General features: G+C 62.4%; 14 protein-coding genes and 1 pseudogene. 6 read left to right on the forward strand and 9 right to left on the reverse strand.

The window, feature by feature from the left end:
- Positions 1–163: 163 nt before the first annotated feature.
- Positions 164–1,147, reverse strand: a complete 984-nt coding sequence (gene ubiA / locus NKH37_RS21715) for a 4-hydroxybenzoate octaprenyltransferase (protein WP_023716876.1) — start codon at positions 1,145–1,147, stop codon at positions 164–166.
- A gap of 156 nt (positions 1,148–1,303) precedes the next feature.
- Here ubiA and purD point away from each other — a divergent pair, with 156 nt between their 5' ends.
- On the forward strand, positions 1,304–2,581 hold the full coding sequence (gene purD, locus NKH37_RS21720; RefSeq protein ID WP_352483726.1) for a phosphoribosylamine--glycine ligase: 1,278 nt from the start codon (positions 1,304–1,306) through the stop codon (positions 2,579–2,581).
- 21 nt (positions 2,582–2,602) lie between these two features.
- Here purD and NKH37_RS21725 read toward each other — a convergent pair whose 3' ends face one another.
- Positions 2,603–3,466 carry a glycoside hydrolase family 25 protein gene (locus NKH37_RS21725; protein ID WP_502905996.1) on the reverse strand — a complete coding sequence of 288 codons (864 nt, stop codon included), beginning with the start codon at positions 3,464–3,466 and terminating at the stop codon, positions 2,603–2,605.
- Between the two features lie 846 nt (positions 3,467–4,312).
- On the opposite strand from NKH37_RS21725, the gene NKH37_RS21735 reads away from it, so the two are divergent.
- Together NKH37_RS21735 and NKH37_RS21740 are read left to right on the forward strand one after the other, a co-directional pair.
- Positions 4,313–6,076, forward strand: coding sequence for an acyl-CoA dehydrogenase family protein (locus NKH37_RS21735; RefSeq protein WP_353041335.1), 1,764 nt, complete (start codon positions 4,313–4,315; stop codon positions 6,074–6,076).
- Positions 6,077–6,112: 36 nt separating this feature from the next.
- Positions 6,113–6,865: a crotonase/enoyl-CoA hydratase family protein gene (locus tag NKH37_RS21740; RefSeq protein ID WP_023716880.1), complete on the forward strand. Its 753-nt coding sequence runs from the start codon at positions 6,113–6,115 to the stop codon at positions 6,863–6,865.
- A gap of 72 nt (positions 6,866–6,937) precedes the next feature.
- On the opposite strand, the gene NKH37_RS21745 is transcribed toward NKH37_RS21740, so the two are convergent.
- The 4 genes and pseudogenes from NKH37_RS21745 to pdxH all read right to left on the reverse strand — a co-directional run bounded on the left by NKH37_RS21745 (position 6,938) and on the right by pdxH (position 8,521).
- The gene (locus NKH37_RS21745) at positions 6,938–7,237 is read right to left on the reverse strand and encodes a hypothetical protein (RefSeq protein ID WP_023716881.1); all 300 of its coding nucleotides are present in this window, start codon (positions 7,235–7,237) and stop codon (positions 6,938–6,940) included.
- Positions 7,238–7,308: 71 nt separating this feature from the next.
- Complete coding sequence (locus NKH37_RS21750; protein WP_353041375.1) at positions 7,309–7,671, reverse strand: type II toxin-antitoxin system RelE/ParE family toxin; 363 nt, start codon at positions 7,669–7,671, stop codon at positions 7,309–7,311.
- Positions 7,672–7,702: 31 nt separating this feature from the next.
- Positions 7,703–7,876 (reverse strand): annotated as a pseudogene (locus NKH37_RS21755) (CopG family ribbon-helix-helix protein); the annotation flags it as partial.
- Positions 7,877–7,903: 27 nt separating this feature from the next.
- A complete protein-coding gene (gene pdxH, locus NKH37_RS21760; RefSeq protein WP_023716884.1) occupies positions 7,904–8,521 on the reverse strand; it encodes a pyridoxamine 5'-phosphate oxidase in 618 nt (205 codons plus the stop codon).
- Positions 8,522–8,560: 39 nt separating this feature from the next.
- On the opposite strand from pdxH, the gene NKH37_RS21765 reads away from it, so the two are divergent.
- The 3 genes from NKH37_RS21765 to NKH37_RS21775 all read left to right on the forward strand — a co-directional run bounded on the left by NKH37_RS21765 (position 8,561) and on the right by NKH37_RS21775 (position 10,981).
- Complete coding sequence (locus NKH37_RS21765) at positions 8,561–9,022, forward strand: RT0821/Lpp0805 family surface protein (protein ID WP_023716885.1); 462 nt, start codon at positions 8,561–8,563, stop codon at positions 9,020–9,022.
- A 100-nt stretch (positions 9,023–9,122) separates the two neighbouring features.
- A complete protein-coding gene (locus tag NKH37_RS21770) occupies positions 9,123–10,049 on the forward strand; it encodes a DnaJ C-terminal domain-containing protein (RefSeq protein ID WP_023716886.1) in 927 nt (308 codons plus the stop codon).
- 602 nt (positions 10,050–10,651) lie between these two features.
- The gene (locus NKH37_RS21775; protein ID WP_023716887.1) at positions 10,652–10,981 is read left to right on the forward strand and encodes a hypothetical protein; all 330 of its coding nucleotides are present in this window, start codon (positions 10,652–10,654) and stop codon (positions 10,979–10,981) included.
- Here the strand turns inward: NKH37_RS21775 and NKH37_RS21780 are convergent.
- From NKH37_RS21780 to NKH37_RS21790, 3 genes are all read right to left on the reverse strand, one after another.
- On the reverse strand, positions 10,978–11,493 hold the full coding sequence (locus tag NKH37_RS21780) for a hypothetical protein (RefSeq protein ID WP_051409559.1): 516 nt from the start codon (positions 11,491–11,493) through the stop codon (positions 10,978–10,980). The genes NKH37_RS21775 and NKH37_RS21780 overlap by 4 nt on opposite strands.
- A 110-nt stretch (positions 11,494–11,603) precedes the next feature.
- Positions 11,604–12,800 (reverse strand): gluzincin family metallopeptidase, encoded by a 1,197-nt coding sequence (locus tag NKH37_RS21785; protein ID WP_023716889.1) that lies wholly within the window; start codon positions 12,798–12,800, stop codon positions 11,604–11,606.
- 53 nt (positions 12,801–12,853) lie between these two features.
- Positions 12,854–13,642 carry a TfuA-like protein gene (locus tag NKH37_RS21790; protein ID WP_023716890.1) on the reverse strand — a complete coding sequence of 263 codons (789 nt, stop codon included), beginning with the start codon at positions 13,640–13,642 and terminating at the stop codon, positions 12,854–12,856.

A 13,642-nucleotide genomic window follows, 5' to 3' on the forward strand; every position in this document is an offset into this window, starting at 1 on the left:
CCTCTTCCTTCTCCCCCTGTGGGAGAAGGTGGCCGAGCGGAGCTCGGTCGGATGAGGGGTGTTCCAGGGACCGCCAACGCCTCATTTCTTCCAACACCCCTCAACCGTCTTGGCGCTACGCGCCAATCCACCTTCTCCCACAGGGGGAGAAGGGAAAAGGCTCCTAAACCAGCGGCTTCAGCGCCACCCACACCGCGCCGCCGATCAGGCCGAGGAAGATCAGCCAGCCGACCTGGTTGTTCGATCTGAACAGCCTCAGGCACTGGTCCGGATCGTCGATGTCGAGCACGCCGATCTGCCGCGCCAGATGGGCGCCGGCGGCAATCAGCCCGGCGAGCGCCGGCACCGGTGCCTGCGCCGAGGCGAAAGCAATGGCGAAGCAGACCAGCGCTCCGCCATAAAGTCCGGCAAGCCAGCCCTTGGTGTTGTCGCCGAACAGGCGCGCCGTCGAGCGCACGCCGACGATGGCGTCGTCCTCCTTGTCCTGATGCGCATAGATCGTGTCATAGCCGATCACCCACAGGATCGAGCCGATATAGAGCATGATTGCCGGCCCATCGAGATCGCCGAACTCGACCGCCCATCCCATCAGCGCCCCCCAGGAAAAGGCAAGACCGAGAACCAGTTGCGGCCAATTGGTGTACCGCTTCATGAACGGGTAGATGGCGACGATGACCAGCGAGCCGATGCCGAGCAAGATGGCCAAGCTGTTGAACTGCAAAAGCACGGCGAGGCCGACCAGTGCCTGCAAGACAACAAACATCCAGGCCTGCCGGCGCGTAACCTTGCCGGCCGGCAGCGGTCGCGAGCGTGTGCGTTCCACCTGGTTGTCGATGTCCTCGTCGACTAGGTCGTTGTAGGTGCAGCCGGCGCCACGCATGGCGAACGCGCCAAGAAAAAACAGCAGCAGATACCACGGCGACGGCAGCAGCGAGAGCAGCGGGTCCGTCGGACGCGGATAGGCGCTCGCGGCAAGTGCAGCCGACCACCAGCATGGCCACAGCAGCAATTGCCAGCCGATCGGCCGGTCCCATCGGGCAAGCTGCGCATAGGGCCACAACCCCCGCGGCAGCGCGCGATAGACCCAGTGGCCGCTCGGCGCATCGGCGACGCGGCCCTGGGCCGCTTTCGACTGGACGGTTTCCATTTTGCTGGAGTGGCAGCAGAGGCGAATGCCGTCAAGCGTCAAGCAGGCCGGATCCGCTCGCGGCGCGGAATCGCCGCCGCGGACAGCCAAATGTCTTGACCCGCCGCCCGGGGCGCAATAGCGCAGTCCTGATCGGAACGGGCAAGGAATCCAGGCATGCGTGTTTTGCTGATCGGCTCCGGCGGACGAGAACATGCGTTGGCCTGGAAGATGGCGGCGTCGCCGCTGCTGACCAAACTCTACGCGGCGCCCGGCAATCCGGGCATCGGCGGCGAAGCCGAACTGGTGAGGCTCGATGTTTCGGATCATGCAGCGGTGGTCCGGTTTTGCCGCGAGAAAGAAATAGACCTCGTCGTGGTCGGCCCGGAAGGGCCGCTGGTCGCCGGCATTGCCGACGACCTTCGCGCCGAGGGCATCCGCGTCTTCGGCCCGTCAAAGGCAGCGGCACGGCTGGAAGGCTCGAAGGGGTTCACCAAGGACCTCTGCGCCAAATACGGCATCCCGACCGCCGCCTATGGCCGCTTCGGCGATCTGGCTTCGGCCAAGGCCTATGTCGAGAGAATGGGTGCGCCGATCGTCATCAAGGCCGACGGCCTCGCTGCCGGCAAGGGCGTCACCGTCGCCATGACGCTTGACGAGGCGCTGGCCGCGCTCGACGCCTGTTTCGACGGCTCCTTCGGCCAGGCCGGCGCCGAAGTGGTGGTCGAGGAGTTTCTCAGCGGCGAAGAGGCAAGCTTCTTCTGCCTTTGCGACGGCATCACCGCGCTGCCCTTCGGCACCGCGCAGGATCATAAGCGCCTCAGTGACGGCGACACCGGCCCCAACACCGGCGGCATGGGCGCCTATTCGCCGGCGCCGGTGATGACGCCGGAGATGATCGACCGAACCATGCGCGAGATCGTCGAGCCGACCATGCGCGGCATGGCTGAAACAGGCGCGCCGTTTTCCGGCGTGCTGTTCGCCGGGCTGATGATATCAGACAGCGGGCCGAAGCTGATCGAATACAACAACCGTTTCGGCGACCCGGAATGCCAGGTGCTGATGATGCGGCTGAAGGACGATCTCCTGGTCCTGCTCAACGCCGCCGCCGACGGCCAGCTGGCGCACACCTCGGTGCGCTGGCGCGACGAGGCGGCGCTCACCGTGGTGATGGCAGCCAGGGGTTATCCCGGCACGCCGGAAAAGGGCTCGGTCATTCGCGGCGTCGAGGCGGCGGCAGGTGAGGGCGTCGAGATTTTTCACGCCGGCACCGCAATCAACGGCGGCGCACTCGTCGCCAATGGCGGTCGCGTGCTCAACGTCACGGCGACCGGCCGCACCGTCGGCGAGGCGCAGAAGAAGGCTTACGCCGCGCTCGACCGGATCGACTGGCCGCAAGGCTTTTGCCGCCGCGACATTGGCTGGCTGGCGGTGGCGCGCGAGCAGGCGAACTGACGCTTCAGGCGGCCCTCAGCCTCAGCGCAGGCCGCGGCCGAATACGGACGAGACGCTGCTGACCGCATCGGCGGTGGGGGCAATTCCAGACACCGATGCCAGGCGCTCTTCGTTTCGCGTCCAGGCAACATATTCGGCAATCCCGCGCGGAAGGCTCGGCGCCGCCTTCGCCGCAGGCATTTGAAAGCCGCTGCTGAACCTGGCCAAGCGCGTCCTAAATACCGCGACCAGTTGCTCGAGGCTCGCGGGTGCTGCCACTGTGGCATAGGTCATGGCAGTGCCGGCGAGCCCCGCCTCGCGTGAGAGCGGCACCGGTATCGAGGCGAGATAATCCGGCTGCACGTCGATCAGGCCGCCGAACGGCCACTGTGCGCGCAATTCCGTCGCGTTCATCGGCGCGACGCTGACATCGATATCGTTGGGCGTGCCCGCAACCCTGTAGGGACAGCGGAACCGGCCGCAATTTGCTCGCGCCGAAAACTGCCAGAGCGCATAGCCCTGCCAGTTGCCCATCGGAAAATGCACATCGATGTCTGGCTTATAACGCGCGTACCACAGCGGCAACCGGGACAGGAGCGGGTATTTATACTTATTGTCGGCGATATGCCTGGCGGTCGTGCCGTTGGTGTAGAGCACCGGAAAGCGGCCAACCCGACGATGCACATGGCGCACGAATTCCTCGGCATCCTCGAGCGACATCCATTGGGTGGGATCATCGTCCTCGATGTCGAGGGCAAGCAGGTCATCCGGCCCGGGTTTCACGAAATTGATGAAATTATTGGCCTGTCCCACGGGGTTGCCAGGGCGGGCGAGATGATAGGCACCCCATTTCAGGCCCAGCGCCTTGGCCACCACCTTGCGCGTCTGGAACAGTTCCTGTGCCATCGCATGGCGCTTCCAAAGCGTCTTGCACAGACGCGGTCTCGTCGCCGAAACAGAAATAGGGTGGCGGCATTCCGTCGGATGCCTTGTTGATGAAGCCGACAAGACGCTTGTCGGCAGCTAGCCGGGTCCAGTCAATGGAATTGTATTCGTAGGCGTCGACGACCAGCGCCCGGTCCGCATCCTTCCACGGTTCGGAGAAATCCGAGGCCCTTGCCGGCGTCAGCGCCAGGGTTATCGCGGCCGCGACAAGGAGAAGCGCTGAGCGGACAAGGGGGTGCGCCGGCGTTTTCAAACAGCAGGTCCTTGCTGGCCAAAGCCAGATCCTGAACCGCCATGGTTAAGGAAATGCTTTCGATCGCGGCCCGCGGATGCCACGGCTCGGACAGCTTCTCCGTCGATGGTCTTGATGGTTGTCACTGGCGAGAGGGGATATGAAACGGATTTAGCGCCGGCACTTGCGACAGCGTTCCCTCGGCCTCGCGTTTGCGATGAGGGGTCAGCGAGCATGGTGGTGAGCACAATGTGCCGCGATCCGACCAATAGGCTGCGCCGTTCTCGACCTTACCTTCATGATAGCAAAAACCGGCCGCCCGCCAAAGCAGGCGCATTCGATGCAGCGATGGGCGTCAGGTCTGCGAGCACGAGGCAATCCTATTTCGGTATTCTGCTCTATCTTGGCGAATTTAGCCTGCGTCGTGGCAATTGCAAAATCCACGTGACAAAGTTTGACGTTTACGTAAAAAGAAGATGGACAGGGAACTCCGAAAGCTGATGATTTTGCGCCGGCACGGGTCTTAACTTGGCCTGCCGGACTGAGGAGAGCCAGGCTGAGGAGAAGCGAGCGCCATGTATCGGGCACCGGTCGAGGAAATCGCCTTCACCCTGAAGCATGTCGCCGGCTTGAAGGCGGCGCTCGATGCCGGCACCTTTGGCGAACTCGGCGAAGACCTCGTCGACGCCATTCTGGCCGAGGCCGGCCGTTTCGCCAGTGAGGAGGTGGCGCCGCTCTATGAGATCGGCGACCGGCAAGGCGCGGTGCTCAACGGCGCTGCCGTCACCACGCCAACCGGCTGGAAGGAACTTTATCGCCGCTGGATAGATAGCGGCTGGAACGCGCTGTCCGCGCCGGAAGCGTATGGCGGCCAGGCGCTGCCGGCCATGCTCGGCGCCGCCGCGCTCGAAATGTGGAACTCCGCCTCAATGGCGTTCGGCATCGCTCCGACGCTGACCATGGGTGCGGTCGAAGCACTCGACAAGCACGGCTCGCAAGCGCTCAAGGCCAAATATCTGGAAAAGCTGGTCTCTGGCGAATGGATGGGCACTATGAACCTGACCGAGCCGCAGGCCGGCTCGGACCTGAATGCCTTGCGAACCCGTGCCGAGCCGGCCGGCGACGGCACCTACCGCATCTTCGGGCAAAAGATCTTCATTACCTATGGCGAGCACGATTTCACCGACAACATCATCCATCTGGTGCTGGCGCGGCTGCCGGACGCGCCGGCCGGCACGCGTGGCCTTTCGCTGTTCCTGGTGCCGAAATTCCTGGTTGGCGACGATGGCGCGCTGGGCGGGCGCAATGACGTCTTCTGCTCCGCGCTGGAGCACAAATTGGGCATCCACGCTTCGCCGACCTGCACCATGATCTATGGCGATGGCTTCGAGGGCAGCACGCCCGGCGCGATTGGCTGGCTGGTCGGCGAGGAGAACAAAGGCCTCGCCTGCATGTTCACCATGATGAACAATGCGCGCCTTGCCGTCGGCATGCAGGGCGTCGCGGTCGCCGAGGCGGCGACGCAGAAGGCGCTGGCCTACGCCAACGAGCGCCGGCAAGGCAAGGCGGCAAGCTATCGCGGTACCGGCATGGCGCCGATCGTGCATCACCCCGACATCCAGCGCAGTCTTTTGACCATGAAGGCGCTGACCCAGATTGCCCGCGCCATCTGCTATTCCTGCGCCTACGCCATCGATCTCGCGTCCGCGAGCGAGGATGCAAAGCACTGGCAGGAACGCGCCAATCTTTTGACGCCGCTGGCCAAGGCGTTTTCCACCGATGTCGGCGTCGAAGTCGCCTCGCTTGGGCTTCAGGTGCATGGCGGCATGGGGTTCATCGAGGAGACGGGGGCTGCAGCGCTTTATCGCGACGCACGCATTGCGCCCATTTACGAAGGCACCAATGGCATCCAGGCAATCGATCTGGTGACGCGCAAACTGCCGCTCGGCGGCGGTCGGCATGTGCATGGCTACATCGCCGAGCTCAAGGCCGTCGCCGATGCGGTGCGAGCGTCGAACCTTGAAGGCTTCGGCAGCACCGCCGATCGCCTCGACCAGGCGCTCGACGACCTCACACAGGTGACCTGTTTCCTGCAAGACCTGCAGGCCGAAGGCCGTTCCGACGAGGCGCTGGCCGGCGCCACGCCTTATCTCAGGCTGATCTCGCTTGCCGCTGGCAGCGCCTATCTGGCGCGCGGTGCGCTTGCCGACCAAAACCGCATCGCGCTTTGCCGGTTCTTCGCCGAGAACCTGCTGGGCGAGGTGGGCGCGCTGAAGGAGCGCGTCATCGGCGGCGCCGACAGCCTTGGCGTTGCCGGCAAGTCGCTGATTTCCGCCTGACGTTCGCAAACGCCCGAAATTCACAAAGGACAATCCGTGACAGACCACATCCTCGTCGAACGCCAGGGCGCCATCCAGATCATCCGCATCAACCGTCCGGACAAGAAGAACGCCCTGACCCGCGCCATGTATGCGACAATGTCGGCGGCTCTTACCGGCGGCGACGCCGATCCGGCGATCCGTGTCCATGTCTTTCTCGGCGTGCCCGGTGCCTTCTCGTCCGGCAACGACCTTGCCGATTTCATGGTCATCGCCTCGGGCGGCGAAGCCGGTACCGAAGTCTGGGATTTCCTGATGGCGTTGGCCAAAGTGGAAAAGCCCATGGTTTCCGGCGTCGACGGGATTGCGGTCGGCATCGGCACCACGCTCAACCTGCATTGCGACCTGACGTTCGCCACGCCGCGCACAATATTCCGGACGCCCTTCGTCGATCTCGGCCTTGTGCCGGAGGCCGGTTCGAGCCTGCTCGCACCGCAGATCCTCGGCCGGCAGGGCGCTTTCGCGCTGCTTGGCCTTGGCGAGGGCTTTTCGGCCGAGCGGGCGAAGGCCGCCGGGCTGATCTACGAGGTGGTCGAGGAAGACGCACTCGAAGCATCGGTATTGGCGGCGGCGGGCCAGATCGCGGCCAAGCCGCCGCAAGCGCTGAGGATCGCGCGAGACCTGATGCGCGGCTCGCGCGAAGACCTTGTCGAGCGCATCGGCCAGGAAAGCCAGCATTTCCGCGAGCGGCTCAAATCCGATGAAGCCCGCGCCGCCTTGACCGCCTTCTTGACCAGGAAAAAGGCCTAGACCTTCTGGCCTTGTCTCGCATCGTGGACCCGCCGGCAGCAACCGGCGGGTTTTCTCGCCATGCTCTCTTTGTCACATCGCCATTTTTTTACATTCGGCCTGGGCCTTTGCCGAAGACGTGTCGATCATGAATGTCTTGCCTTTGGCGTCGGTCATCAACATCATGCAATGCTTGATCGGTTTCGCCATTTTCATCATTTCGGCGCTCATCTTCGCGTCGGGCATCATGGTGCCCATATGCCCATCGGGCATGATCGCCATGACCTCGCCACCCTTCATCACCGTCATTGTCCCCATCGCGTCCTCCGCAAAGGCTTGCGAAGCGAAAAGGCCGGCAAGACCGGCTATCGTGACCAACCTGAGTGAATGCATTGCGTCCTCCTGAATTTGCGCCAGCGGCGCGTTGAGCCCTTCCCTGGTTCGTCCCCGCAAGCTGGAACGTTTCACGCACACGAGAGCGTGAAGTGAGATCGGAAGCGCCAGGTCTCTGGAGCCCGGGAGTTCCGGGTGGTTCGGCGCAGGCGGTATGGCCTGACCTGGGTGCCGAGCGACTTACAAGGCCTAAGCCACCGCTGGGCGGCGTGCATGACGGTGAGGATTTCGACAGTCTCGCCGTCGACGCGATGAGGGATGATATACGGCTTCGACCAAGACGAGTTCCCGTGTCCCGTTGATGCGCCCGACACGCCCCATCGCGGTTGTTCGGCGAGATGTCCCGCCGCCGTTACGATGCGCGCAATGACTCTCGCGGCGGCCTCGGGATTGTCTTTCTCGCCATGCGCGCCGATTTCATCAAGCCGCCGCAGCGCCCGCTCGGTTTAGCGGATTGACTGTGGCTTATGCCTGGCGGGTCGACTTGACGTATTTCCCGACAACAGCCTCTACCTCGCCGGCACTGGCAAAATCGCCGCGCGAGGCTTCAGCCAATCCTGCCTCTATTTCGGCGAGTTGCCATTCCTCACGGGCTACAAAATCCTCGATGGCCTGCGCAGCCACATAGGAGTCACTCCTGCGATTGAAACAGCGCGGCATCGTCCCCTACGGATAAAGCCTCACCTTGTCCCAGCCGCCCTCGGCGTTGCGCGAAAAGACGACACGGTCGTGCAGCCGGAACGGACGGTCGTGCCAGAACTCGATGCTCTGCGGCACGATGCGAAAGCCTGACCAGTGTTTTGGCCGCGGGATCTCGCCGATCGCATGGCGCGCCGTGTATTCGGCGACCGCCTTTTCCAGCGCGAAGCGGCTCTCCAGCGGCCGCGACTGTTTGGAGGCCCAGGCGCCGATGCGGCTGCCGCGCGGACGCGTCGCGTAATAGGCGTCGGCTTCGGCGTCGGTGACGATCTCCACCGGGCCGCGCGCTCGCACCTGCCGGCGCAGCGATTTCCAGTGGAAGCACATCGCCGCTTTCATGCTGCCAAGGATCTCACGGCCCTTGGCGCTCTCGAAATTCGTGTAGAAGACAAATCCGCCCTCATCGAACCCCTTGAGCAGCACCATACGCACATTCGGCATGCCTTCGGCATCAACGGTCGCCAGCGCCACGCTGTTGGGGTCGTTGATCTCGCTCTTCGTCGCGTCGTCGAGCCACGCCGCAAAGAGCCGGAACGGCTCCGCCGCCTCGGTAAAGTCACCGCTTGTTAACCCGGTTTCGCTCATAGTTTTCCCAAATTTGTCGCCGGCTGGGGAGATTGCCGATTGTCGCGTATCGCGCAAGCTTTTGACAGTGGGCAATGGAGCGTTATCGCTTCGGCCAGCGCCAAAGCCATGATCGTGATAATCGTCCTGCCGCTTACCGCCTGTGGCGGCGGCGGCTTCAGCCTGGAGCAGGCGGAGGTCGACCGCTCGGTGCTGACCTCGAGCACGCCGGCCTCAGTCACGCCGCTCGATCAGGACCGCGCCTCCGATCAGGCCACGATCCGCAACGCCGTGTCCTCCGCCGACGTCGAGCAACTGGCTGGGCAGGCCGTTCCCTGGGCGAATGCCGACACCGGCTCGCGCGGCTCCATCACCGAGCTCGCGGAATTCAGGGCTAACGGTGAGACATGCCGTCGCTTCACCGCGTCGCGCGAGAGCTTCGACGGCGTCGCGCTGTTCAAAGGCGAAGTATGCCTGGCCGGCGGCAGCGCCTGGCGAATGCAGGACTTCAAGGCGCTCTGATTTTCCGCCGGCGATATAGTGGTAAGCCACTGGAATTTCTTCCTATGCAAGCGCATATAGGAGGCGATCATGGAACCACTCCTTCTCCAGGGCAGTAAGCATGCGCGACCCCTATGAGGTGCTGGGCGTTGCCAAGAACGCATCGGCCAAGGACATAAAATCGGCGTACCGGAAGCTCGCCAAGAAGTATCATCCGGACCAGAATCCGGATCCCAAGGCAAAGGAGCGTTTTGCCGCCGCCAACCAGGCTTACGAGATCGTCGGCGACGAGAAGAACCGCGCGGCTTTCGATCGCGGTGAGATCGACGCCGAAGGCAAACCGCGGTTCCAGGGTTTCGAGAGTGCGGCCGGCGGCGCCGATCCTTTCGCCGGTTTCCGCCGGCAGCAAGGGCCGGGCGGCGCGCATTTCGAATTCCGCACGGGCCGTCCCGGCGGTGACCCGTTCGACGGCAACAGCGACATCTTCAGCCAGATCTTCGGCGATGCTTTCAGCCAGCAGCGCGGTGCCGGCATGGGCGCCGGCCGCCGGATGCCGACCGCAGCCGACCTCAACGTGACGCTGGACGTCACCATCGAGGAGGCCGCAACCGCCGAGAAAGTGACGGCGATGTTCCCCGACGGCCGCAAGATGGCGGTCAAGTTGCCGGCCTATGTCGAGGACGGCCAGACCATCCGCCTGAAAGGCCAGGGTGAGCAAGGACCGGGCCAGCCGGGCGATGCGCTGGTTAAAATCCGTTTCCGCCGGCACCCGCGCTACCGCGTCGAGGGGCGCGACCTGCATGTCGACCTGCCGGTGGAACTGGCCGATGCGGTGCACGGCGCCAAGGTGGCGGTCGAAACCCCGACCGGCAGGATTGCGGTCAACGTCCCCCCTTGGTCGAGCTCGGACAAGGTTCTGCGGCTGAAGGGCAGGGGCCTGCCGGAAAAGGCCGGCGGTCACGGCGACCTCTACGCGCACGTGCGGCTGATGCTGCCGGAAGGCGGCGACGCCGAGCTCGAGGCGCTGATGCGCCGGCGAAAGGGCTGACGATCGAAAAGGCCGGCGCTTGATGCCGTGTGGAAAAGCGGACTTGCGGACGCTTCTGCTATACACCGAACGTCTTGATTGGGCCAGGAGCGTTGTCGCCGAACTACTGCTCAGACGTCGCGTTTGGAGCCGCGAGCGGAAGGGCAGCTTATGGAGCTTCATAGATGAGAGCGACGTTCAAGCCACGAAGCGCCGTGAGCGTAGATCGGAGCGCTCGCGACTGCAGAACGGGAATCCCAATTTCCGTCGCAAATCTCTGGAGCTTTGTCGGCTCCTGCAACAGGGGTAGGTTAGCTTATCTCGTAAGGAATAAAGCCACCGGTTTGGTGTTTCCACAGACGGGCAAACAGGGCCATCCTGTCCCACCAGTTCGTCCGGCCCGCCTTCTTCCACGATGCGTCCCTGATCGAGCACAACTATCCGCTCCATCCTGGCAATCGTGGAGAGGCGACCTGCGATGGCGATCACCGGGGTCGAGTTTGTCCGTGTGGGTTCTGTGCCCGAAAGGTAAGGCCGTAGTCACTGCCTTTACAACGAGCCGAACTGGTTGCACTGTACTGCTTCGCACCGAATTTGAGCACGGCCTTCTGCAGGAGGGATCAATGGCAGGCGTGGAATCGATATATTTCACCGTGACGGTTAGTGATAAATTTTTGAGAATAACAGACAAACTACCATTTCCCGAGCCGCCGCCGACGGAGTTTTTCCTGAAAGTCCGTGATGCCAAACGTGAGGTGGCCGTTACGACCCAAGGCAATAACGTCGGCAGTGTCGATGTCTATGTGAGCAAGAACGAGAAAGATTGGCTTGTACACGAAGAGAATATGGAGGTCGAGGCTGACAGCACATACAATATTGATGACAAAGCTTTCCCGCCACCGCCACCCTCGAAGTCGAAGCAAGAAGCCGCCAAGGAAGATACCAAGAACTAACTTTGGCTCCCCCCTCCGCGGCTTAGCCGGCCGCCGCGATGTGCCAGCATGAAGCTGTTCCCGTAAGTGTTTGGGCTGCGGTTGCCGGGAAGGTTTGCATTCAAGATGATTTCTTCGGCGAAGTCAGTACTTGTGGCAAGTTCCATGATCGGGGTTTTCTTTGTAACTCCCCACATGACGTATCCCAGGTCATCAAATCCGCATCCTGTCGCGGCGGTTTCTCGTGACGTTGGATGAAAAATGAGTAGTTTTGGTTTGTCATTGCGGTAGCATTGACCTTCAAAGGCATATCCATAGACGACAGCAATCACCTCCTTGGTTGGAATTATAGGCTCGAGGTCATCGCGTTTCTTGACAATGGACATGCGAAGTAAGTTTTCATTCAACGGCAAAGTCGCTGTTCTGTGACTAACTTTGCCCACATTATCGAAATTCAACCTGACGCCATAGAGCGTAATCTGATCCGGCGAATAGTTTTGCGCGCTGGGTGGCGCAGGAATATCGGACGACATAATGCTTCTCCCTCCAGTATTGTTTGGCGATCGACCTGGCCCACCGCCCGGGCCAGACGGTTTAAGTGGGTTGCCTGTCGGCGTTGGTGACTTTGGCATCCCTTTCTCCTTCAAAAAATCTCGCGCCAGGCGAAGTTGTCGACAAGGCTGTCAGCGAAGCGGCGCGCACGCCCGCTTTCGCAGGCAACAACCATCGCCTCGGCTGCTTCGCGATAGTCCAGTGCATGCGGATCAAGCTCTTCCCACGACCGCACCAGGATCTCGCCCACTAGGTCGCGGGCTTCTTCCAATGCCGATTTCAATGCGAAGAGGCGGCCGTCATTGGCGGCGAGTGAAACCGAAAGCAGGTCTTCGACCTCTTCTTCGGAAAGCTCACTCCTGAGATCACGAAAGTCACGCGGATCCAGATCGGACAGCCCGCGTTCGAACAGCAGCACCTGGTAGATCTCGATAAGGATGTCGAAGAGTGCGCCCGCGAAGGGCTTGGAAAGGTCATGCACTTCCGTGCTGACGTCGCTCATCCGCAGCGAGTGGCTGAACCGTCGGACCTGCTTTTCGTCGGAGAGCTCGCCGAAGCGGTCCAGTTCGTTGTTGATCAGGAGGTTGCCGCGCGTGCGCCGCAAAAGCAAATCCAGCGCAGTATCGAAGTGCAGGAGCGAGATCAGCGCGATGAAATCGGCCACTGCCTCGTGGTAGGCGAAGTATTCATGCGGCGGATCGAAACGGGGAACTCCCATGACGCCGAAAATCACCAGATGCCCGATCTCGTGTGCAACAGCATCGAAGTTGAGCGCGAAGGGCTGCGTGGTTCCGCGGGCCTCATCGATCCCCATCTCCAGAAAGCCGTAACCCGACTGGGCGTTGTCCCAGTTCAGCCGCGGCACAATCTCGAGACGCGGATAGGTCGGTTCGAAGAACCAGGGAATCTCGCGCCCCACATAGCTCTCGCAGATGTCGAGCACCCGCCGCACGCAAGCGTAGGCATGCGCCGCCTCGAACTCCGGTGTGCCCAGCGGAATGTTGTCGAAGTGCCCGTCTGGGCCGGCTACCGCAGGCGGCCTGAGGGCACCGGCGTAAGGAGGCAGGTAAGGAAACTGGTATGGCTGCTTTTCAAGCAACGGGTCGATCACATACATCCGTCGGTCGGCTGGCCCGGGGCCGATCGCGTCAGGCGGCGTGGAGACCCAAATCATCTCGGGCCGTTCGTAACCCTGAATGAAAGGAGGTTGGGGAAAAACAAGAAAGCGTGTTCCAAGGCGCGAAGCCGCGGATCCAATACCCGACTGCCATCTTGCACTGGCGCCCATGCAGGCAGTCCCACCCCTCTCCTGAAAGGACAGTCTGAAGTATTCCTGTTAGATCAAAATCCATCCCGTTCCGCAAGAACAGACCCAATGTCGTCGTCCCACAGCCCGGCCGCGCCGAGGTCATAGGCCCAAGCTTCGGTCAGGGTGAAAGGCGGGGTCATCGGCGCATGCGCCAGAAGTTCAGGGCAGCATGCAAGTTTCGCCAGCAAGCCGGTTGCGTCTTCGCGTTTGCGGTCGATCGCCGATCGGGGGAGCCAGTCAGCAAGCCGATCCAGGGCCGTTGCGGATTTGCTGGGCAGAGAAGATCGCGCCTCCGCGAGCAGCCTCGGATAGCTGCGATCGACGAAGTGCGTGTCCCGCGCCAGCACTTCCAGAGATCGCCTTTCCACGGCGTTGATGATGCCTGCTCGCAATGCCCGCTTTAGCGTAAGGCGTATGTTGATAAGCGCTTCGCTCAGGGCCGCCGCGCCGAGTTCAGTAGGACACATCGCTACCGCGACTTCATCGTCGTCGGCGAGCGGCGTCAACGCGTACCATCGGTAGATGAAGCCATGGCCCTGCATGCCGAACGCCGCCAGTTCAGCGGCGCGGAGCGCGCCCATGCTTGCCGCCCCGAACACCGGAATTCCGTTTCCCAACGCCCACAGGATTTCCTTGTGACGAACTGCCGGTACCTTCCCGAACGAACCGTCGATGAGGATTATCGCTTTCGGTTGATAGGCTCTCATTGCGCGGACGATCGAACCCTGTTCGGCGGGCGGTAGATAAACGGCGTCGAGGATGGCTGCCGCTTGGGCACGCGGCAGTGTCGGTCCGAGGAAAATGACCGGCTTGTCCGCCAT

It is taken from the genome of Mesorhizobium sp. M1217, from assembly GCF_040318275.1.
GTDB lineage: Bacteria > Pseudomonadota > Alphaproteobacteria > Rhizobiales > Rhizobiaceae > Mesorhizobium.

Bases quoted from the DNA above. Each gene is read 5' to 3' on its own strand.
- ubiA (WP_023716876.1), bottom strand. From the start codon at position 1,147: ATGGAAACCGTCCAGTCGAAAGCGGCCCAGGGCCGCGTCGCCGATGCG.
- purD (WP_352483726.1), top strand. From the start codon at position 1,304: ATGCGTGTTTTGCTGATCGGCTCCGGCGGACGAGAACATGCGTTGGCC.
- NKH37_RS21725 (WP_502905996.1), bottom strand. From the start codon at position 3,466: ATGGCACAGGAACTGTTCCAGACGCGCAAGGTGGTGGCCAAGGCGCTG.
- NKH37_RS21735 (WP_353041335.1), top strand. From the start codon at position 4,313: ATGTATCGGGCACCGGTCGAGGAAATCGCCTTCACCCTGAAGCATGTC.
- NKH37_RS21745 (WP_023716881.1), bottom strand. From the start codon at position 7,237: ATGCATTCACTCAGGTTGGTCACGATAGCCGGTCTTGCCGGCCTTTTC.
- pdxH (WP_023716884.1), bottom strand. From the start codon at position 8,521: ATGAGCGAAACCGGGTTAACAAGCGGTGACTTTACCGAGGCGGCGGAG.
- NKH37_RS21770 (WP_023716886.1), top strand. From the start codon at position 9,123: ATGCGCGACCCCTATGAGGTGCTGGGCGTTGCCAAGAACGCATCGGCC.
- NKH37_RS21775 (WP_023716887.1), top strand. From the start codon at position 10,652: ATGGCAGGCGTGGAATCGATATATTTCACCGTGACGGTTAGTGATAAA.
- NKH37_RS21780 (WP_051409559.1), bottom strand. From the start codon at position 11,493: ATGTCGTCCGATATTCCTGCGCCACCCAGCGCGCAAAACTATTCGCCG.
- NKH37_RS21785 (WP_023716889.1), bottom strand. From the start codon at position 12,800: ATGGGCGCCAGTGCAAGATGGCAGTCGGGTATTGGATCCGCGGCTTCG.
- NKH37_RS21790 (WP_023716890.1), bottom strand. From the start codon at position 13,642: ATGGCGGACAAGCCGGTCATTTTCCTCGGACCGACACTGCCGCGTGCC.